This is a genomic window from Paenibacillus sp. JT31N7, assembly GCF_059692095.1.
Genome location: NZ_JCAUAT010000008.1, coordinates 1 through 20,474, shown reverse-complemented (window position 1 = coordinate 20,474; position 20,474 = coordinate 1). Strand labels below are relative to the sequence as shown.

Genomic DNA, 20,474 nt, shown 5'->3' with positions numbered 1-20,474 from the left:
AGCCATTTAACTTTTGCAGAGACTCGGAGGAGGAGATAAACGAAAGAACGACGCTGACGAGCAAGATACGAAAGACAGTCAAGGAAACGGCTGTGCCCGGACGGGTTAAACGGGTTGTCCCGGAAAGTTTCCTCATTATGAAGGGAGAGAATTAACGGATGAATGGAAAAGCAAAAAGAGGATTAGCGTTCGCTCTGGTCGTCCTGCTTCTGCTCGTATCCTTGCCGCTGACCGCTTTGGGCGCGTCGGAATGGGCACCGGGAACGGCTTACAAGAAGGGTGAGATCGTCAGTTACAGCGGAACGCTCTACGAATGTGTGCAGCCGCACACGGCACTGCAGGGCTGGGAGCCGCCGAACGTACCGGCGCTTTGGAAGAAATCGACAGCTGTTCCGGACACTCAGGCACCAACAGCGCCTACGGCTTTGAAGGCCGGAACCGTAACGGGGAATTCCGCCGCACTCAGTTGGACGGCTTCTACCGATAACATTGGTGTAAGCGGTTACGAAGTATATAACGGTACGGCTCTGGCCGGAACCTCGACGACGACAGCTTATACGGTAACCGGCCTTCAGCCGAATACGTCCTACACGTTTACCGTAAAGGCTAAAGACGCCGCCGGTAATGTATCTGCGGCCAGCGCGGCGGTAACCGTTACGACGGCAGCCCCGGACACGCAGGCGCCGACTGCGCCGACTAATTTAAAGGCTGCAAATATAACCGCTAACAGTGTAGCGCTAAGCTGGACAGCGGCTACCGACAACGTCGGTGTGACGAGCTACGACGTGTACAACGGTTCCGCGCTTGCCGGCTCCACGTCTTCGGCTAGCTACACGGTGACGGGCCTGCAGGCGAACACGGCGTACACATTCACCGTGAAAGCCAAAGATGCGGCGGGCAATGTGTCCCCCGCGAGCGCGGCTGTAACGGCCACGACGACGACTCAGCCGGTCGGAAGCAACGAGATTATCGGTTACTTCCCGAGCTGGACTTCGTACAATACGCCTTCTTTCACACCGGCTAACGTAGATGCAACGAAATTATCCGCCATCAACTACGCGTTCCTGGATATTTGCTGGAACGGCAGGCATGGCAACCCTTCCAATGACCCCGAAAATCCGAATGCCCAAACTTGGCCGTGCCAAGACGGCAATGGAGCCGCGAACAACGCACCGAACGGTTCCATCGTACTGGGCGATCCTTATGTCGATGATGTCGGCGAAGGCGGCGGCTACGAGAACCTGAAGAAGCTGGCTCAGCTGAAAACGAAAAATCCGAAGCTGAAACTGTTCTTCTCCATCGGCGGATGGACTTGGTCCAACCAGTTCTCCAACACGGCTGCGGATGCGACAGCCCGTCAAAACTTTGCGACTTCGGCGGTTTCTCTGCTCCGCCAGTACAATTTTGACGGCATCGATATCGATTGGGAATATCCGAACGCTATCGGCGTACCGTGCGCTTCCGGTCAAACCTGCCAGCGCTCGGCGGATAAAGCCAACTATATCTTGCTGCTGCAGACTCTGCGCCAGCAACTGGATACGGCCGGTCAGAAGGACGGCAAGCAGTACTATATCACGATCGCTTCCGGAGCTAACTCCACTTTCGTGGCGGATGCGGGCGGCACATCCAACTGGATCACCCAATTGGCGAACTATCTGGACTGGATCAACATCATGACGTACGATTTCCACGGTCCTTGGGATACTTCCAGCAATCACGTAGCACCGCTTTACAACGACCCGAGCGATCCGTCCGGCACTCCGCAGTTTAATGTGGATTCCGCCGTCAAAATCTATCTGAACAAAGGCGTGCCGGCCAGCAAAATTACGGTGGGCGAACCTTTCTACGGCTACGGTTGGAACGGCTGTAACGCGGGAGCCAAAGGCGACGGTCTGTATCAAAGCTGCACCGGCTCCGCCAACACGGGCTCGGACGGTTCCACTTTCAACTTCTCGTACCTGCAGAACAAAGGCTACCTGACGAAAGACGCAAGCGGCAAATATACGGTGGGCGGCCTGGGCTTCACGCGTTACTGGAACGACGTGACCAAGACACCTTACCTGTACAACCCGACGAGCAAAATCTTTATCACTTACGAGGACGAAGCTTCGATCCACGCGAAGAACGAATATGCGAAGTCCAAAGGACTGCGCGGCGTGATGTTCTGGGAGCTGGAAGCGGACAGCAACAAAACTCTGCAAACGGTCGTCTCCAACGATCTGCCTCACTAAGCACTTATTCTTTTTACGATCTTAATAGGAAGAGAAAAGGGCGCTGTCTAACGACGGCGTTCTTTTTTTGCGGAATGGGAGGTAACGTGCTCTGAATAAGCCGTGTGCTGCGGAGAACGGTTTCGTTAAAGACCGGAACTGCCAGCCGCCTGCGGACGAATTTGTCCGGGAGGCTTATTTTTTCAACCGTATGACAAAAAAAGGAGGCCGCGGAGGCTTTTGCGGGTTGCGGGCGAAGATGCACAAAGGTACACTAGTTATGTTACCTGATTTGCACAATGAAAGGATATGAATCATGCGCTCTTTACGCAGAGAAGATATAGAGCTTCTGGCTCCTGCCGGCGATTGGGATTGCCTGCGGGCGGCCGTAGCGAACGGCGCCAACGCGATTTTTTTCGGGGTTGAAAAATTCAACGCCCGCGCACGTGCGCACAATTTCAAAATGGATGAACTGTCCGACATTATGTCGTTTCTACATTTATATGGCGTCAAAGGCTTTCTGACGTTCAACATTCTCGTGTTTGAGGACGAGCTCCGCGATGCGAAGGAGCTTATCGAGGCATGCGTGGATGCGGGTGTGGACGCGGTAATCGTACAGGATCTGGGTCTTGTCAAAATGATCCGCGACATCTCCCCGGATTTCCCGATCCACGGGTCGACGCAGATGACCATTACTTCGCCGGAAGCGGTGGAGTTTACAAAACCGTTCGAGATCGAGCGTGTCGTGCTCGGACGCGAAAACAATTTGAAGCAGATCAAAACGATCGGCGACCAGGCGAAGCTTCCGATGGAAGTTTTCGTGCATGGTGCGCTGTGCGTCTCTTATTCCGGTCAATGCCTGACGTCCGAAATGTGGGGAGGGCGCTCCGCCAACCGCGGCGAGTGCGCCCAGGCCTGCCGTCTGCCGTATGATTTGATCGTCGACGGAGAGCCTAAGCCGTTGGGGGACGTAGCTTACCTGCTGTCCCCCAAGGATTTGGCCGCTATCGAGCTGGTGCCGCAGCTTATCGAAGCGGGCGTGACCTCGTTCAAGATCGAAGGACGCCTGAAAAGTCCGGAGTATGTCGCCAACGTCGTGAGCAAGTACCGCCGGGCTATCGACGCTTATTTCGACGGCAAGGATGCAAAGCCGTCGAAGGAAGAAATCCGCGAGCTCCAGCAGAGCTTCTCCCGGGGATTCACGAGCGGGTTCCTGGAAGGAACGAACAACAAGAAGCTTGTGGACGGCACGTTCCCGAAGAGCCGCGGCGTATTCCTCGGCCGTGTGAAGCAGGTTCTGCGCGATGCGGTCATTTGCGAGATTGAGGCGCCGCTCAAACGCGGAGACGGGATTGTGTTCGATGCGGGCGACCCGACGAAGAAGGAAGAGGGCGGCCGCGTATACGACTTGCGCCGTAAAGGCGTCAAAATGGAAGGCGAAGCCGAGGGCGGTCTGATCGAGATCGTGCCGGGCCGCAACGATGTGGATCTCGGACGTGTCCGCGTCGGAGACCGGATCTGGAAGACGAGCGATCCGGCGCTCGACAAGCGTCTGCGTCAAACGTACGAAACGGAGAAGCCGTACCGTACGTTTCCGGTTCACCTTCGCGTCACAGGAGCGGCAGGCCAGCCGCTGAAGACCTGGTGGAGCGATCCTTCCTCGAACCACAGTGTGTTCGTGGAAAGCGAAGCGCTGCTGGAAGCGGCCCTGAAGCGCCCTCTCGGCGAAGAGGTGCTGGCGGAGCAGCTGGGACGTCTCGGCGGCACGATCTTCGAGCTGGCCGGACTGGACGTCCAGCTCAGCGGCGACGTGATCGTCCCGATGCGCGAGCTGAACGCCCTGCGCCGCCGCGCCGTGGAGCTGCTCGAAGCCGAGCGCCAGAAGCCGCGCCGCTACCTGAAGCGCGAGGTCGACGCTTACGCGGATGAGCAGCTGCTCCAGGTGCCGGTGAGCGTCGAAGAGCGCCGGGCAAGCGGCCGCGCGGATGCGGCCGCACAGCAGGTGCCTGCGGAAGCTGCACCGGCACCGGCACCGCCGACAGGCCCTGACGCGGCAGGCAGCAAGGCCGCAGATGGCATCGGAGCCGCTCCTTCCGCCGGCGTCATGGCACAGCCTTACGGCGTGCGCCTGACCGCGCTCTGCCGCGGTATCGAGCAGGTGCTTGCGGCCGTCGAAACCGACGTCGATATGATCTACGCCGATTTCGAGTTCATCAAGCAGTTTCCGGCCGCTGTGGAGGCCGCTCATGCCGCGGGCAAGAAGATTGCGCTGGCGACTCCGCGCATTCATATGCCGGGCGAGACCGGCTACTTCCGCAATATTTTGAAATTGCGGCCGGATGCGGTACTTATCCGGAACACTGGTGCAATGTACTTCTTCATGAAGTACCGTGCGGAGAACCCGGAGGAGTACCAGCCGGAACTGATCGGCGATTTCTCGCTGAACATCGCCAACCACAAGACGGCTTCGCTCTTCGTAGATGCCGGATGCTCCATGGTCACTCCGTCGTACGATCTGAATATCCAGCAGATGGTGGATATGCTGTCGCGCACGGATACGTCGAAGATGGAGATGGTGATCCAGCAGCACATGCCGATGTTCCATACGGAGCACTGCGTGTACTGCACGTTTATGAGCGAAGGCACCGACTTCACGAACTGCGGGCGTCCTTGCGAAGATCACCGCGCCTCCCTGCAGGACCGGATCGGTATGTCTCATCCGGTTCGAGTGGATGAAGGCTGCCGCAACACAGTCTACAACGCCATTGAGCAGTCCGGCGCCGAATATTTGAACCACTTCCTTGAGCTGGGCGTACGCTCGTACCGTGTCGAGTTCCTGGAGGAATCGCCGGAGAAGGTCAAGGAAGTGCTGGACTTGTACCGCCGGGCGATCCGCGGCAACATGACAGGCACGCAGGTCTGGAAGACGCTCAAAGCGACCAACCAGCTGGGCGTTACCCGCGGTCAGCTTGTTAAATGGGGCCGCGTGGATACGATGGAATAAGCAACGAATCGGAACAAGAATAAGGCCTGCCGGCAAACCGGCGGGCCTTTTTTTCATTACAAAAAGCCGTTATTTGATTCGAATGCGGTACGGTTCTCTGAGGGCATTCGGCCATTCTTGCAAGGTTGTGGTCAGCACGCCGCCGTAATCTTTTTTGGGAATCGTGAAAGACTCGACGGATGCGTTTGATTCGGGATCCTCTCCTAAAGTTCTGCTTGAAGTATGGTTCGACACTTCGACAGTGTTCCCGTGCGCATCTCTCCAGGTGCCCGATCCCGCCATATAACCCATGTTGTCCCAGGAGGAATCGAGCCCGCTTAGTTTAAGGGAAACAGCGTAGCTGTCGCCCCTGTCGGTCAGCTTCAGAAGCTGAAGCCGGTTGCCCGGAGATACAATCTGTTTGTTCGCCAAATCCAGCTTCACGGTTAATTGATCTTTGTCCAGAGCCGTCACCAGGCTGCCTTCCACATACAGTTCCTTCGGTTGGGTAAAGTAGGAACTTTCGAAGGCGAGTCTCTTTTTGTTCTCGCTATCGTTGGATGCACCCCGACTCGGAAGATGTTCCCCTTTTTGGGTGACCAAATGAACGTCGCGCAGCCCGAAAAGCTGCTTCGTGTTGCTTTCCTCATACGAAACGTCCAGCAGAACACGGGTCGGGTAGAGCTTGGCTTCATTAAACGTGACCGTTTGACCTTGGATAACGACGCTTTTGCCGATCGGAATCGTCTCCACCCGGTTCATGAAAAGTCCCCGGTCGAGCTCGAAAGGTATTTTCCAAACCGGGCCGTCATCGTCCGCTAGTCTGGCTTCTAAAATGAAATTTTCCGGCATCGGCACGTCCTCTGCCAGCATCGCATCCAAATAGTCGCTGCCCGAAGATACAGGTTCGGCAGGGACGGGCGAATGCTGAAAACCAATAACAGCCGGCATATGGCTTCCGTCGGCAGGAAACAGCTTTACCTCGGGTCCTCGTTTCGAGGCTGAGCGGGCGTTGCTCCAGGAATAGAAGACCACGATCCGCGATTCATCGGCAATGACGCCGTTAAGCGTGACGGTTTCTCCGTTTTCCGTGTGGGATACGTTGAGCGGCTGAAAAAACTCGTTATCGAATGCCCGCGCCAACCCTTTATCCTGTGTGCTCAGCATCCGGACGAAAATCTCCATACCCGGAATTTGACGGATCGCAGAGGCAAAAGCCGGAGACACGTGGATTAAGGCCGCAAATACAGTAACCAGAAGGAGAAAGGAAGCCGCGGCGGTTAAAGCCGTCCGGTTCCGCCGCCTTAATGCTTTCGCTCTCTGAATACCTCGCGCTATGGCAAGATCGGCCGCGGCAGGTATTTCGCCGTCTGCCGTTCCGCGCAGTTCTTTTTGCAGCCAATCGTGCTCATCCACAAGCTTCATCCTCCCTTCCGAGAATCGATTTTAGCTGATCGAGCGCCTTGCGCGCCCTGGTTTTAATTGTGCTTTCCGGCATTTGCAGCAAGGCTGCGATCTGAGGGTATGTCCAGTCCTCCATATATTTGAGGATGATGAGCTGTTTTTCGGAAGGCTGCAAGCGGTCCAAGGCCATATATAAATCCAGGTTGTCGGGCTGGGGACCGGAGACTTCTTTTGGAGTCGCGTAATCCGTTGGAACGGTACGTTTCCGGCGCTTTCGTTCGTCGGCGCAATAATTCAGCAGAATACGTGTAATCCAAGTGGAAAACAGCGCGTGATCATGCAGTTTGCGAATACTGCGGAAGGCCCGGAAAGCCGTTTCCTGCAGGGCATCCAGCGCGTCCGGTCGGCTGTGAAGGTAGGCGTAGGCAATCCGGTACAGCCTTGCTTTTTCCTCTTCCATAAGCCGGGTAAAAGCCTGATCGTCTCCGTTCCGTGCCGCCCGGACAAGCATTTCGGTGTCCAGAAAAAGGTCCCTCCTTCCAGGTTCTATTTTATTAGACGGAGCAAGAGAGAGAATCGTCGGCAATTCGGTGAAAATATTTCTTTCACAATTCGGACACATTTTTTTAATCCAAAATTCAGTTTTGTTTAAGCTTGTTTTATTGTGCCCTGGATATATTGAGTACGGCTTCTACAAAAGAACGTTGTCTATACATCCCAGAATATGTGGCTGGTGAACACCCTATTTTACAGTTAAAGGAGGGGGCAGGATTGCTGGAAGTGAACGGTGTCAGCAAGCTCTACGAAAACTCGCGGGGAGTTAAGGATATCAATTTTTCTATGCAGCGAGGAGAAATTGTGGGCTTTTTGGGCCCCAACGGAGCAGGTAAGACGACGACCATGAGGATGATTACGGGGTACTTGAATCCGACGGGCGGGAGCATTCTGGTGGACGGCTTGTCCATGGCCGACCATCCCCGCAAGGCAAGGCGCAAGATCGGATATCTGCCTGAAACGCCGCCGCTTTATCCGGAAATGACCGTACGTTCGTACCTTAAATTTGTGGCCGATCTCAGAGACGTACCTGTCCGGGCGCAAAAAGGCAGGGTTAACGAAATTATCGACAAGCTGGGGCTTAACGGACGCGAAAACCAGATTATCCGCAGCTTGTCCAAAGGTTACAAGCAGCGTCTGGGACTTGCGCAGGCAATCGTCCACAAGCCCGATCTGCTTGTGCTGGACGAGCCCACTTCGGGTCTGGACCCGAAGCAGATCATTGAAATCCGCAGCCTGATCCGCGAGCTGGGAGAGAATCATACGGTGCTGCTCAGCACGCACATTCTGCCCGAAGTGAACACCCTGTGCAACCGGGTGCTCATTATCAACCAGGGGCAGATTGTGCTCGACGAGAAGCCGGAGATGCTCGGCGCGACGATGGGCGACACATTCGAGGTGTCGCTGGAAGTGAAGGGCCCGCGCGAGGAAGTCATCTCGCTGCTGGGCTCTACCGCCGGCATTGCCGCCGTCCGGGAGCTGGCGGATTCTTCCGGCAGCGCATACGCGGGGACGCTTGGCCTGCCCGTGGCCCAGGCAGGTGCGTCTAACTCAGCCGGAACTACGGGCGCGGAAGCGCAGGGAGCGGCGTCTGGCGGCGCAGGAGATCCGGCGGGCGAGGCCGGAGCGCCGGCTAAGGACGCTGCGACCGCCGCGGCAGATGCGCCGACTGAAGCCGATACGCCGCAGCCGGCTGATCCGGCAGGCACCGGAGCCGACGCCTCGATTCTACCGCAGGCGGATATGCAGCTGAGCGCTGATCCGGCAGGCGCGCCGGATACGCCGCCGGAAGCGCCGGACTCTATCGGCTCCGTCGATGACCCGGCTGCGGCCGGATCCTCCGCGACGCAGGTCTCCCGCCCGGCGGATGCTTCTCCCGCTGGCGGTGCGCCGGATACACCCGGCACGGTCAAGCTGCTCGTTTCGTCAGCCGACAGCACGGACATCCGCGAGCCGCTTTTCTTCCGTCTTGCGGAAGCGGGCTATCCTATCTTGGAGATGAAGCGGGAGAGCCTCAGCCTCGAAGATATTTTCCTTAAGCTGACGACCGACGAGAGTTTGTCCGCCGCTGCCGAAGGTGATAGGGAAAGCAGTCCGGGACAGCCGTCCAAGCTGGACCGTGTCAGCAGATGGCTGCCGCTGAAGGACAAATCCGGAAGTACGGCGGCAGGCCAATCGAAGGGAGGCGGCGAAGATGCGTAGAACGTGGGCGATCTGCTCGAAAGAACTGCAACTATTTTTCTATTCGCCGACCTCTTATGTCGCATTCGCTTTTTATGTGCTGGTCTCGGGCATTATGTTTTACTTGAATTTCGTCATGGTGCAGCCCAGCCTGATCGATATCCGGTATGTGGTCGGAAATATTACGTTCATTTACCTGTTCATCATCCCGCTGCTTACGATGCGTCTGGTGGCGGATGAATTCCGCCATGGCACGGATGAGCTTCTGCTTACTTCACCCGCCGGAATCGGCGAAATTGTGCTGGGCAAGTACATGGCTGCGCTTATCGTCCAGTTTCTGCTTACCTTGTGCAGTCTGGTCTACCCGCTGATCATGTTGGCCTTCGGCACGCTGGATCAACCGATTCTGTGGCTGTCGTACCTCAGTATGTTCCTGCTGGGAGCCGCCATGATGGCAATCGGCCTGTTTGCCTCCACGTTATCCAACAATCAGATGGTGGCCGGGATTGCAGGTTTTGCTTTTCTTCTGTTTTTTTGGCTGATCGACTGGATAGCCGACGGATTCGGCGGCAAGTTCCGGGAATGGGTGATCCAGTTCTCGATGAGCGGACGGATGGCTAATATGCAGAAGGGGATTCTTCAAGGAGCGGATATCCTTTTCTTCGTGACGCTTGCGGCTTTGTTCCTTATTCTCAGCATGCAGACCCTTGAAAGAAAACGGTGGAGGTGACAGCGATGAAGAAATGGCTGCGCGGTACAAATACGGCGGTAATTTCAATCGCCGTCATCGGAATTTTTATTCTACTGACCTTCTTTCTTCATTCGTTGAAAGATTTTCAGCTCGACTTGTCCAAAAATAAAATGTACACACTCTCGGATCAAACGCTTGGAACCCTGAAAGGTCTGGACAAGGACATTCATATCACGGCATTTACGAATCCTCAGGAGGATCCGGACGGCGTGTTGACCCGCGAAGTGACGGATATGGTTCAGGAATTCAGCAAGCGCACGGGAAAGATTACATATGACCAGTACGACATGCTGAAAGAACCCTCCAAAGTTCAGCAGTACGGCGTTCAGCAGAGCAGTCTTGTTTTCGAAAGCGGAAGCCAGAAAAAAGTGATCACCTTCCGGGAGATGTTCACGGCCGGCCAAGGCTCCGGCTCTTATCAGTTTGCCGGGGAAGAGAAGATGACCCAGGCCGTCAAAAGCCTGACCAGCACCGAAAAGCATACAGTCTATTTCTTATCGGGGCACCAGGAAATAACGCTCCAGGAGATGACCGTTCTGAAATCGAGTCTGGAAGGCGAAAATTACACGGTTAAAGATCTTAATCTTTACCGGGAAGGCAAAATTCCGGATGATGCCGACATGCTGTTCCTGATCGGTCCCCAAACCGACTTGAACGACAAAGAGGCGGAACTGATCAAGCAGTACCTGAGCGGGAAAGGCAAGCTGTACGTCTCTCTCGGCTTCAGCCATGAAATGGCGTCCAAATGGAAAAACATCGATGCCCTTATGAATACGTACGGCGTCAAGGACCAGCATGCGGTCGCCATCGAAGCGAAACAGAGCACCCTGTACGATCCGCTTACGATTATTCCGGAGTACGGGGATCATGACATCACGACAAAGCTGAAAAACTACAATCTCCTGACGATGATGTCGCTGGCAGTTGCCCTGAACGCCCAGGAAGAGGGAGATTTTAAAAGCACGCCGATCTTGAAGACGTCGGCTCAAGCATACGGCGAAACGGATATCGCCGGTTTGATGAAATCCCAGACGAATCAGGACGACAAAGATGTGAAAGGTCCGCTCAACCTGGGCTATGCGGTAGAAGATAAAGACAGCAAGCCTAAGGCTGTCATACTCGGCGGTTCCACGTTCCTGATGGATCAAGAGATCAATGTGCAGGGCAACCGCGATTTTGCGATGAACAGCATCGGGTGGCTTCAGGAGAAAAAAGATCAGGTGACGATCCGGCCCAGACAGAACGAAGCCTATCAAACCGCCGCATTGACGCCGGGGCAGGCCAAAACCATCTTCTTCGTGGCGATTGTCTTTATGCCGCTGATCTTCCTGCTGCTCGGTGGATTTATCTGGTGGAGGAGGAGAAAAGGGTGAAAAAATTCGCGCCCGCGCTGCTTTTGATTCTCGTGTTTCTTGGCGGTCTCTGGTATGCCTGGAGCCAGGATTTTTTCAAGGAAAAACAAGTGGAAACATCCAAGCCTCTTGTCCACGTAAATGTTGCGGATGTCCAAAGCTTTTCTATCGTAAGCGGAGGCCAGCAGACGGAACTGGTCCGCAAGGGCGGCGAATGGACGATGACCAAGCCCTCGGCCGCTCCGCTTAACCCTAACTTGACCGAAGGGTGGATGGATTCTTTCAATTTGCTGACACAGGAGAGAGTCGTGGAAGAGAAGGCGTCCGATTTGGCCAAGTACGGTCTCGACAAACCTTCTGCCGTCTATAAGGTGAATCTTTCGGACGGCACTACCCAAGAATTGAAGGCGGGATCTCCTACACCGGTGGAAGGATACGTCTACGTACAGTTGGGAAGCTCTCCTGCCGTCTATCAGGTGGGAGAATCCTCGCTATCCGCCTTGAACAAGTCGCCGCTGGATTTCGTGGAAACGAGTCCGGTGAAATTCGATTACGATCAGGTTAAAAGCGTCACGTTCTCCTGGAAGGATCACAAATGGGCCCTGACGAAAAACGAGGCCGATAAACCGGCGGCTCAGTCCAAATGGAAGCTGCCGGACCGCGAGACCGAGGGAACGGAGGCGACCCAGGTTCTGGACAAGGTGCTTTTCATGAAAACGGAGGAAATGCCGAAACAGACCGCCGATGCGGCGATCAAGCCGGGGGAATGGACGCTTGAAATCGTCCGTACCGTTGACGGCAAAGAGGTGAAAGATACGTATAGCGGCCGCGCAGACGGCAAATCCGTATGGGTTGCCAAGGAGGGCGGAGACTGGGCCTATGCCATTCCGCAAGCGGCCATGGAAGAAGTAGCGGCTTCTAACGTAAAAAAGGAGTAGCGGCTTTAGGTGTCCCGGCAGGAGGCTATAGCCTTGAAGAAAAAAAACAGAGCAACGTCTGCTCCTCTCCGATATCAAACGGAAGGAAGGAATTCCGAAGAATAAAAGCGCCTGGCGCTTTTATTCTTTTTTTTACCCGGATGCGGCCGGTGCTAAAGTGAAGGAGGAGAGCATTACATAGGATGGGTAAAAATGGGCATGCTAATAAAACATCAGATCAGGGGGTTGAGGGAAATGGCAATCAGTCATGCCGGAGAGCACCGTGTCGTTTACAAAGAAGAACATTTGGAGAGAGTCACTCTTCCCGAGCTTCAGTCGTTAGGAGACCTGATCCGTTTTGAACATACGCTGGCCAAACGCTGTGCCGAAGAAGCGGAATCCTCAACGGATGTTGAGCTTAAGGAAGTGCTGGGGCAATTGGCGGTGCTCCGGCTCAGCTGTGCCCGGCAGCTTTTGGCTGCGCTGAGAAGCACGGAACTATGATCCCTTACCTTAGATCTCCGGCTCTTAAGCCGCGGAGGATCTCTATGAGCAGACGTATGGACTAAATGGAGGTGGCAGCAGATGAAACAGGAACTTCAAACGGAACAAGCCGTGGACAAACAGTGGGAGGATGCCGAACGGACGATGGCCGATTTTAAACGGCTTGCGTCCAGATACGCATCGGCCGCATGGGATGCCCGGCAGCCTGGCATTCGCGCTCTTTACCGCCAGCTTCTCCAGCAGACGCTGGATGATCAGGATAAGCTGTACAGGCTCCTGGCGGCCCGCGGGGACAAGAAGAAGGTCCAGAACGCCAGCGGGGAAGACGTACTGCAGGAGATTGCCAGCCATGACCGTGCGCTTTCCGAGCTGGAAGCCGCTATCCGGAAAGATTTTGCCGGAATGGAAGAGACAGAAGCTGATTCGGGGGCGTCGCCGGAAGCGTCTTTTCAAGCTCTTGAGGAGAATGAAACCATAATAAAGCCTCTTACATACGAAGAGAAGGAACTTGAAATATTCGGAGAACGTCCCGATTATTATTCTTCTCTTTCCGCGTCTTCCGTCTATGATTCTTCCTACGGAGGAGTAGACGCTTATCATTCCGAGCCGTCAGATCCGGATGAGGAAGAGTCCGTTTCCGCGGAAGCTGCGAAAATGACCGCAGGTGGTCCCGTTCCCGCTGCGCCCGAGCAGCCGGCTCCCGCGTCGGTGGACAGCTCCGCCTCCGCGAACGGAGCACCCTCGCGCTTCGGAGGGCCGCCCGCTCCCGCTGCGCCTGAGCAGCCGGCTCCCGCGTCGGCGGACAGCCCCGCCTTCGCGTACGGAGCTCCGCGCTCCACGTACGGCCGTCCCGCCGTCGGACCTGCCACAGGCGGAGCGGCGCCTTACGGTACGCCTGCAGCGTCAGTGCTGCCCGGGGCCTACGGGCAGCCCGCGTCTCCTTCCGGCGTACCGGCTGCGCCGTCCTACGGCGGCTTCCGCAGTCCGGCCCCGGGCCCGGTCCGTGCGCCTTACGGCCAGTCCCGACCGCAGCAGGGTCAGCCCGCGGCAGGCACTTACTCGGCCGGACAGCCCCAGCGGTACGGACAGCCGTACGCCCGCCAGCCGCAGCAGCAGGGTAACCCGGCTCCAATCACGGCGCCGTCTGCGCAGCCGCCTTACAACTCCCCGTATAGGGGAGAGAGCGGCGGCAGGCCGCCTGCACATCGTCCGCAGGGTTAACGGCTCTGGCCCCGGTCTTTAGAATCCTGTCGGCAGCCTGGCACAATACAAGCTGCCGTCCTAAAAAAACGCCTCCTCGAAAGGCGTTTTTTTATTGCCTTAATTCCCGAGGCTTACGGATTCGCGGAAGAGTTGTCGATGGCTGTTTGCGGATCCACTTGAGGAAAGCCTTCATCCGTTCATCGCCCCGCAGCGCATCAAGCGTATGCAGCCCGCGTTCCAGCTGTTCGTTCGTAAAGAGGGCGTGAATCTGCTTATGGCAGGGAATGCAAAGCATAGCCGTCGGCAGAAAAGTTCCCCCTTTCTCCTTCGGGGTCAAGTGATGCTCGGTCCGCTTCACTTCGTGACGTCCGCATAATTCACAGGTGCCCGGCTCTTTCTTTTTGACCATAACCGCCTCTCCTCTCCGGTCCGTTCCGCCGTTTACATTATACCCTTCCCAAAGATGCTGGCATGTTTCCTCATTACGCCACATATACAAGTTACAGGGATGTCCCTCTCAGCCATTTAACTAACTAAAGGAGTGTCCAAATCATGCGTAAAATAAGCGGTAAACGATCTTTTGTGCTCATGTTTCTCCTCATCTTTGCCTGCAGCGGCGCCTTAACGGCATGCGGCTTCCAGAACAAATCGGATCAGGTAGGCAGCAAGGCCGTTTCGGGAGCGGCCCCGACTATCGACGCAACCTTGACGCAGGAAGGCACATCCGCCGTTATTTCCTACAAGGTCAGCAATTTGACGATCGCCGGTGACAGCATGGGTGCAGCGCCCAAACAGGGAGAAGGCCACCTCCACATTTACGTGGACGGCGTTCAGAAAGCGATGCTGAAGACAGATGCCCCGGTTCGTCTGGAAAACATTCCTCCGGGCAAACATACGATCAAGCTGTCCCTCCAGCAGAACGACCATGTTCCTTTAAATGTGGAAAAGGTATTCGATGTAACGGTTAAAAAGTAATCCCGATCTTTCAAGGCCTACATAAACGGGTATCCCGAAAAACCGAAACCGGACGAACCTCGTGTTCGGACGGTTTCTTTTTCTTTTTTCCTAGCTCCAAGCGCGAACTTCCTTTCACTCCCACCTCTCAAAATGGAAGTTCCTCTTTCGCGAACGTACATTCTTGTTTTATAATAAAAAGAGGTCTGTCTCCTTATTTGACACACCCGGACGCGTAGCATAGACTGAGGGTATTGAAGTGCAGACAGGCGGCTTATTCGCCTATGCTTGAGCGGAGGGAAGAAACGTTTTGATCGTAGACAGCTCAACCTGGAAACATGTTTTTAAGCTCGATCCCGACCGGGAAATATCCGAAGAGGCTCTGGAGCGTATCTGCCTGTCCGGCACCGATGCCATTCTGGTCGGCGGATCGTCCGGTGTAACGTTTGACAATACCGTGGATCTGCTTGCGCGGATACGCGGGTTTGAAGTGCCCTGCATACTGGAAGTATCCGATTCGGAAGCGATTGTGCCGGGCTTTGACCTGTTTTTTATCCCTATGGTGCTTAATGCCGGAGATCCCCAGTGGATTCTCGGACGCCATCATGAGGCGCTCAAAGAATACGGGGCTATCATGGACTGGAACGAGATTCTCGTCGAAGGATATGTCATTCTGAACGGGGAATCTACCGCCGCGAAGGTGACGGCAGCCCGTACGGACCTGACCGAGCGTGACGTTGTGGCTTATGCCCGCATGGCGGAGCATCTGCTGCGGCTCCCTATTTTTTATGTGGAATACAGCGGGACGTTCGGCGATATGGAGCTCGTCAGAAGGACGAGACGTGTCCTGGAAGGCACCCGGTTATTCTACGGCGGAGGCATTGACGGTCCCGAGAAAGCGAAGCTGGCGGCCGAAGCCGCCGATACGATTGTGGTCGGCAACCTTGTATACGAAGATTTGGACCGTGCACTGGAAACGGTGCGGGCGTTGATATAACAAGCGGGGACCGGTTGCGGCCGGTCAGCCGTGGAAGGAGTTAATCTCATGATTGATATACAGCAAGCCGTTCAGAAGCTCAACCCTCAGCAGCGTAAAGCCGTGGAAGCGACCGAAGGGCCTCTTCTCATTATGGCGGGAGCGGGCAGCGGCAAGACCCGAGTTCTGACCCACAGAATCGCTTATTTGATCGGTGCGAAGCGGGTGGCCCCTTGGAGCATTCTGGCCATCACGTTTACGAACAAAGCCGCACGCGAAATGCGTGAACGGGTCGAACAGCTTGTGGGCCCGTCCGCGGGCGACATCTGGGTATCCACGTTCCACTCCATGTGTGTGCGGATTCTGCGCCGCGATATCGACCGGATCGGGTTTACTTCGAATTTTTCCATCCTGGACTCCGGCGATCAATTATCCGTTATTAAAACCTGCATGAAAGAGCTCAACATCGATACAAAAAAATTCGAGCCCAAAGCCGTTCAGGCCGCACTCAGCACAGCCAAGAACGAACTGGTCACCCCTCAGCGTTTCGAGCAGAAGATCGGGGATTATTTTGACGGTCTGGTGGCCAAAGTCTATACCCTGTACCAGAAAAAACTCAAAAGCAACAACTCCCTGGATTTCGACGATCTGATTATGGCGACGATCCAGCTTTTTACCGATGTGCCGGAAGTGCTGGAATTTTATCAAAATAAATTCCGCTTCATTCACGTGGATGAGTATCAGGATACGAACCGCGCCCAGTATATGCTGTGCCAGATGCTGGCGGACAAATCCAAGAATCTCTGTGTCGTAGGTGACTCCGACCAATCCATTTACCGCTGGCGGGGAGCGGATATCACGAACATCCTCAACTTCGAGGAAGATTATCCGAACGCCACGACCATTTTGCTGGAACAGAATTACCGCTCCACTTCGACCATCCTGCAGGCAGCCAATAAGGTGATCGGCAACAACACGGGCCGCAAAGCCAAGAATCTCTGGACGGACAAAGGAGAAGGCAATAAAATCCGTGTCTACCAGGCGGATTCCGAGCATGACGAGGGGTATTTTATCGCCGGTGAAATCAATAAGAACGTCGGTTCCGCGCAAAAATACGGGGATCACGCGATCCTGTACCGGACCAATGCCCAATCCCGGGTCATCGAGGAAATTTTAATTAAATCCGACATTCCTTATCAAATCGTGGGAGGCGTCAAGTTCTACGACCGCAAAGAGATCAAGGATATTCTGGCTTACTTAAGACTTATCTCCAATCCGGACGATGATATCAGCTTGGCGCGGGTCGTAAATGTTCCGAAGCGGGGAATTGGGGATACTACTCTCGATAAACTTGCCGATTTCGCGGGCAGACGGGGTATCTCCATGTTCGCCATGCTCGATGAAGTGGAATCGCTGGAAATTTCGGCGAGAACGCGCAACGCGCTTGCGGACTTCCGCGACATGATCCATAACCTTCACCGGATGGTGGACTACTTGTCCGTTACGGAATTAACCGAGAAGGTCCTGGAACTGAGCCAGTACCGGGTGGAGCTGCAGCGTGAGAATACGCTGGAATCCAAATCACGGCTGGAGAACATCGACGAGTTCTTGTCGGTTACCAGCGAGTTTGAAACCCGTAACGAAGACAAGTCCCTTGTCGCGTTCCTGACGGATCTGGCGCTTATTGCCGATATAGATACGATGGACAAAGATGCGGGACCTCAGGACGCGGTCGTCTTAATGACTATGCATAGCGCCAAAGGCCTGGAGTTCCCCGTCGTCTTTATCATAGGCATGGAGGAAGGCGTCTTCCCTCACAGCCGTGTTGCCACGGACAACGAGGAACTGGAAGAAGAGCGGCGCCTGGCTTATGTAGGCATCACGCGTGCCGAAGAAAACCTGTTCCTTTCCTGCGCCCGGATGCGGATGCTTTTCGGCCGGACAAGCGCCAACCCGCCGTCCCGGTTCCTCAAAGAGATTCCACAGGAACTTATGGAGATCGTCTCTTCCGGCGGAGGGGGCAGCACATTCTCCGGCTGGTCCCGCAGCGGCGGTACAAGCTTCGGGGGACGCACATCCTCCGGCTTCGGCAGCTCGGGTTCCACGAGCTTCGGACAATCTGCCGCGGGCGGCTCCTCTTGGGGAAGCCAGACTTCCTCATTCGGCAAGTCTTCCCCGGCAGCCTCGACGGTTCGCAGTACCCCGCGTACGGCTCCCGCTGCGGCAGGAAATCAGCCGGCAGACTTCAAGATGGGGGACAAGGTATCCCACGGCAAATGGGGAACAGGTGTCATCGTGGCGGTTAAAGGCAAAGGGGACGATACCGAGCTCCAGATCGCTTTCCCGGCGCCCGTAGGCGTCAAACGGCTTTTAGCCAAGTTTGCGCCGATTACGAAGCAATAAAACACGAATTAAGGAATAGATGAGACGAGAGGAAGAAGATTGATGGCCGACTTCACTGCGGAGATGAAGACACTCATCGAAGCTATCGAGCAGCACAATTACAATTATTACACGCTGGACCGCCCGGTAGTTACCGATGCCGAATATGACAAGCTGTATGACCGGCTGGTGGAGTTGGAGCGGGAGTCGGGAGTGACGCTTCCGAATTCTCCCACAAGGCGTGTCGGCGGCGAGCTGCTGAAAGGGTTCGAACCCCACCGTCATCTCTCCCGGCTGTGGAGTCTGGACAAGACGCGCGACAAAGACGGCCTTAACGCGTGGCTGACGCGCGTATTAAAGCTCGTTGGCGAGCACAACAAACAGAATCCGGACAATCCTTTGCCGCATCCGACCTTCGTCGTCGAGCTTAAATTTGACGGGCTCACGCTCAATTTGACGTACGACAAGGGGGCGCTTGTCCAAGCTTCCACCCGCGGCAACGGAACGGTAGGGGAGGGAATATTGGAGCAGGTGAAAACCATCCGTTCCGTCCCTCTGGAGATTCCCTATAAAGACGGGGTCATTGAAGTGCAGGGCGAAGGCCTGATGTTCCTGTCCGTTTTGGATCAATACAATCAGAAGGCGGCCGAACCGTTCAAAAATGCGCGCAATGCGGCCGCAGGTGCTCTTCGCAACCTGAATCCGCAAGTAACGGCCAAACGCAAACTGAGTGCCTTCTTCTATAATGTAGGTTATTCCGATAATCTCCGGTTCACCAACCATCAGGAAATGGTGGAGTTCCTTAAAGAGAACCGGTTTAAGGTTAATCCGGAAATCAAATTTTTTGACTCCATCGACGATGTCATGGAAGAACTGGAGCGTATCGGAAGCAATCGCCTGAGCTATGACTTCCTTATCGACGGTGCCGTAGTCAAAGTGGCGGATATGCGTACGCGGGAAGTGCTCGGGTATACCGAGAAATTTCCGCGCTGGGCCATCGCCTTCAAATTTGAGGCGGAAGAGGTTACGACCGTTCTGGAATCCGTATCCTGGGAAGTGGGACGCACGGGTAAAATAACGCCGGTAGCGCGTGTGGAACCGGTCGATCTGGCAGGTGTGACCGTACAAAACTGCACGCTGAACAATATCGGCGATATCGAACGCAAAAACTTGAAGCATGCTCTGGGTAGTCTTGTTTATATCCGCCGCTCGAACGACGTGATCCCGGAAATACTCGGTAAGGCCACGGAAGAGACCGACGGAGAAGAGATCGTTTACCCGGAAAATTGCCCGGCCTGCGGAACTCCGCTTGAACAGCGGGGGGCCCATTTATTCTGTCCGAACCGCCTGGGCTGCAGACCTCAGATGATCGGCAGAATTACTCATTTCGCTTCCCGCGACGCGATGGACATCGATACGTTCAGCGTCATGACGGCGGAACAGCTCTATCAGGAGGTGGGCGTACGCGATCCTGCGGACCTGTACAGGCTCAATTATGACGATCTGATCAAGCTGGAACGTTTCGGGGAGAAAAAAGCCAACAAGCTGCTTGCCGCGTTCGAGAAAAGCAAGGAGTGCGACCTGTCGTCCTTCCTGTTTGCTTTAGGCATCCCGAATACGGGCAAAACCACGACCAAAGTGCTGGCTGAGCACCTCGGCAGCCTGGACAAGGTCATGGAGGCGTCGATCGAAGAACTGATCGCGCTGCCGGATGTCGGCGGTATCGTCGCCGACAGCATCTACAGCTTCTTCCACGACCCGCTCATGCAGGACAGCATTTCCCGCATGCTTGCTGCGGGCGTCACGCCTCGCGCGGAAGAAAAGCCGGTCGCCGCGGCGGACGAGAGCCATCCCCTCTTCGGCAAAACCATCGTGCTGACAGGTACGCTCAGCGCGATGAGCCGGGACGAAGCGGCGGATAAGCTCGAAGCCCTCGGAGCCAAAGTAACCGGCAGCGTCTCCAAGAAGACGGACATCGTTATCGCCGGGGAAAGCGCCGGCAGCAAGCTTGCCAAGGCCCAGTCACTTGGCATCCGGATTATAGATAACGAGCAGGAACTTCTGGAGCTGCTCGGAGAACGATAAGCCCGGCTGGGATACAAGAGACAAGGCTTGTTCGTTCGGGCCTTGTCTTTACTCTTGTATATAGAAGAAGTCCGCCGGAGAACTCCGGCACGGATTGGTTCATTCTGCGGTTTCTCCTACGGCCGCAATACATTGATCTGCCGCAATAGATGCCAAGTACCGTACGCTATTATGAACAAAGTTAGCGATCACTTATAGGCACTTAAAGGGGAGAAAATGTCTAAACCCCGGGCTTGTACCCATTTTTCAACCTCCTTAAACACCTGGAAGAAAATTCATTTAAAATAGGGGTTGCAAATAGTTAAAAAGCCTGATAATATTAGTTCTTGTCACCGCAAGTGACGCAAACATTAAGTAAGCTCCTTGAAAACTGAACAGAACTTATTTACAACCAGCATAGATTTAAATTTGAGCTTAATCAGCTTGAGATAAACCGCTGGCCGTAAGGTCGGCACAACTTTATCGGAGAGTTTGATCCTGGCTCAGGACGAACGCTGGCGGCGTGCCTAATACATGCA

14 protein-coding genes, 1 rRNA gene and 1 pseudogene are annotated in these 20,474 nt (G+C 55.1%); 13 read left to right on the top strand and 3 right to left on the bottom strand.

Annotated features, from left to right (window positions below):
• The first annotated feature begins 158 nt into the window (after nt 1-158).
• The gene (locus AC58P5_RS24595) at nt 159-2,231 is read left to right on the top strand and encodes a glycosyl hydrolase family 18 protein (protein ID WP_497391339.1); all 2,073 of its coding nucleotides are present in this window, start codon (nt 159-161) and stop codon (nt 2,229-2,231) included.
• A 295-nt stretch (nt 2,232-2,526) separates the two neighbouring features.
• A complete protein-coding gene (locus AC58P5_RS24590; protein ID WP_497391337.1) occupies nt 2,527-5,214 on the top strand; it encodes a U32 family peptidase in 2,688 nt (895 codons plus the stop codon).
• Nucleotides 5,215-5,283: 69 nt separating this feature from the next.
• On the opposite strand, the gene AC58P5_RS24585 is transcribed toward AC58P5_RS24590, so the two are convergent.
• Together AC58P5_RS24585 and AC58P5_RS24580 are read right to left on the bottom strand one after the other, a co-directional pair.
• Complete coding sequence (locus AC58P5_RS24585) at nt 5,284-6,609, bottom strand: DUF4179 domain-containing protein (RefSeq protein ID WP_497391335.1); 1,326 nt, start codon at nt 6,607-6,609, stop codon at nt 5,284-5,286.
• On the bottom strand, nt 6,602-7,108 hold the full coding sequence (locus AC58P5_RS24580; RefSeq protein WP_497391333.1) for a sigma-70 family RNA polymerase sigma factor: 507 nt from the start codon (nt 7,106-7,108) through the stop codon (nt 6,602-6,604). The genes AC58P5_RS24585 and AC58P5_RS24580 overlap by 8 nt, the downstream gene beginning before the upstream one ends.
• Nucleotides 7,109-7,368: 260 nt before the next feature.
• Between AC58P5_RS24580 and AC58P5_RS24575 the strand changes: the two are divergent.
• The 6 genes and pseudogenes from AC58P5_RS24575 to AC58P5_RS24550 form a co-directional block, all read left to right on the top strand.
• Nucleotides 7,369-8,133, top strand: a pseudogene (locus AC58P5_RS24575) (ABC transporter ATP-binding protein); the annotation flags it as partial.
• A 712-nt stretch (nt 8,134-8,845) separates the two neighbouring features.
• Nucleotides 8,846-9,562 carry an ABC transporter permease subunit gene (locus AC58P5_RS24570; RefSeq protein ID WP_497391331.1) on the top strand — a complete coding sequence of 239 codons (717 nt, stop codon included), beginning with the start codon at nt 8,846-8,848 and terminating at the stop codon, nt 9,560-9,562.
• Nucleotides 9,563-9,567: 5 nt separating this feature from the next.
• The gene (locus tag AC58P5_RS24565) at nt 9,568-10,956 is read left to right on the top strand and encodes a GldG family protein (protein ID WP_497391329.1); all 1,389 of its coding nucleotides are present in this window, start codon (nt 9,568-9,570) and stop codon (nt 10,954-10,956) included.
• Nucleotides 10,953-11,873, top strand: a complete 921-nt coding sequence (locus tag AC58P5_RS24560; protein ID WP_497391327.1) for a DUF4340 domain-containing protein — start codon at nt 10,953-10,955, stop codon at nt 11,871-11,873. Before AC58P5_RS24565 ends, AC58P5_RS24560 begins: the two co-directional genes overlap by 4 nt.
• 234 nt (nt 11,874-12,107) lie before the next feature.
• Complete coding sequence (locus AC58P5_RS24555; protein WP_497391325.1) at nt 12,108-12,356, top strand: hypothetical protein; 249 nt, start codon at nt 12,108-12,110, stop codon at nt 12,354-12,356.
• An 81-nt stretch (nt 12,357-12,437) separates the two neighbouring features.
• The gene (locus AC58P5_RS24550; protein WP_497391323.1) at nt 12,438-13,577 is read left to right on the top strand and encodes a spore coat protein; all 1,140 of its coding nucleotides are present in this window, start codon (nt 12,438-12,440) and stop codon (nt 13,575-13,577) included.
• A 91-nt stretch (nt 13,578-13,668) separates the two neighbouring features.
• On the opposite strand, the gene hlpB is transcribed toward AC58P5_RS24550, so the two are convergent.
• Entirely contained in the window at nt 13,669-13,968 is a 300-nt protein-coding gene (hlpB, locus tag AC58P5_RS24545) for an HNH nuclease-like protein HlpB (protein WP_497391321.1), read from the bottom strand.
• Between the two features lie 143 nt (nt 13,969-14,111).
• Here hlpB and AC58P5_RS24540 point away from each other — a divergent pair, with 143 nt between their 5' ends.
• The 5 genes from AC58P5_RS24540 to AC58P5_RS24520 all read left to right on the top strand — a co-directional run.
• A complete protein-coding gene (locus AC58P5_RS24540; RefSeq protein ID WP_497391319.1) occupies nt 14,112-14,534 on the top strand; it encodes a hypothetical protein in 423 nt (140 codons plus the stop codon).
• A 289-nt stretch (nt 14,535-14,823) separates the two neighbouring features.
• A complete protein-coding gene (pcrB, locus tag AC58P5_RS24535) occupies nt 14,824-15,510 on the top strand; it encodes a heptaprenylglyceryl phosphate synthase (RefSeq protein ID WP_497391317.1) in 687 nt (228 codons plus the stop codon).
• A 48-nt stretch (nt 15,511-15,558) separates the two neighbouring features.
• Nucleotides 15,559-17,892, top strand: coding sequence for a DNA helicase PcrA (gene pcrA / locus AC58P5_RS24530; RefSeq protein WP_497391315.1), 2,334 nt, complete (start codon nt 15,559-15,561; stop codon nt 17,890-17,892).
• Between the two features lie 42 nt (nt 17,893-17,934).
• Complete coding sequence (gene ligA, locus AC58P5_RS24525) at nt 17,935-19,956, top strand: NAD-dependent DNA ligase LigA (protein ID WP_497391313.1); 2,022 nt, start codon at nt 17,935-17,937, stop codon at nt 19,954-19,956.
• Nucleotides 19,957-20,415: 459 nt separating this feature from the next.
• Nucleotides 20,416-20,474, top strand: a 16S ribosomal RNA gene (locus AC58P5_RS24520); the annotation flags it as partial.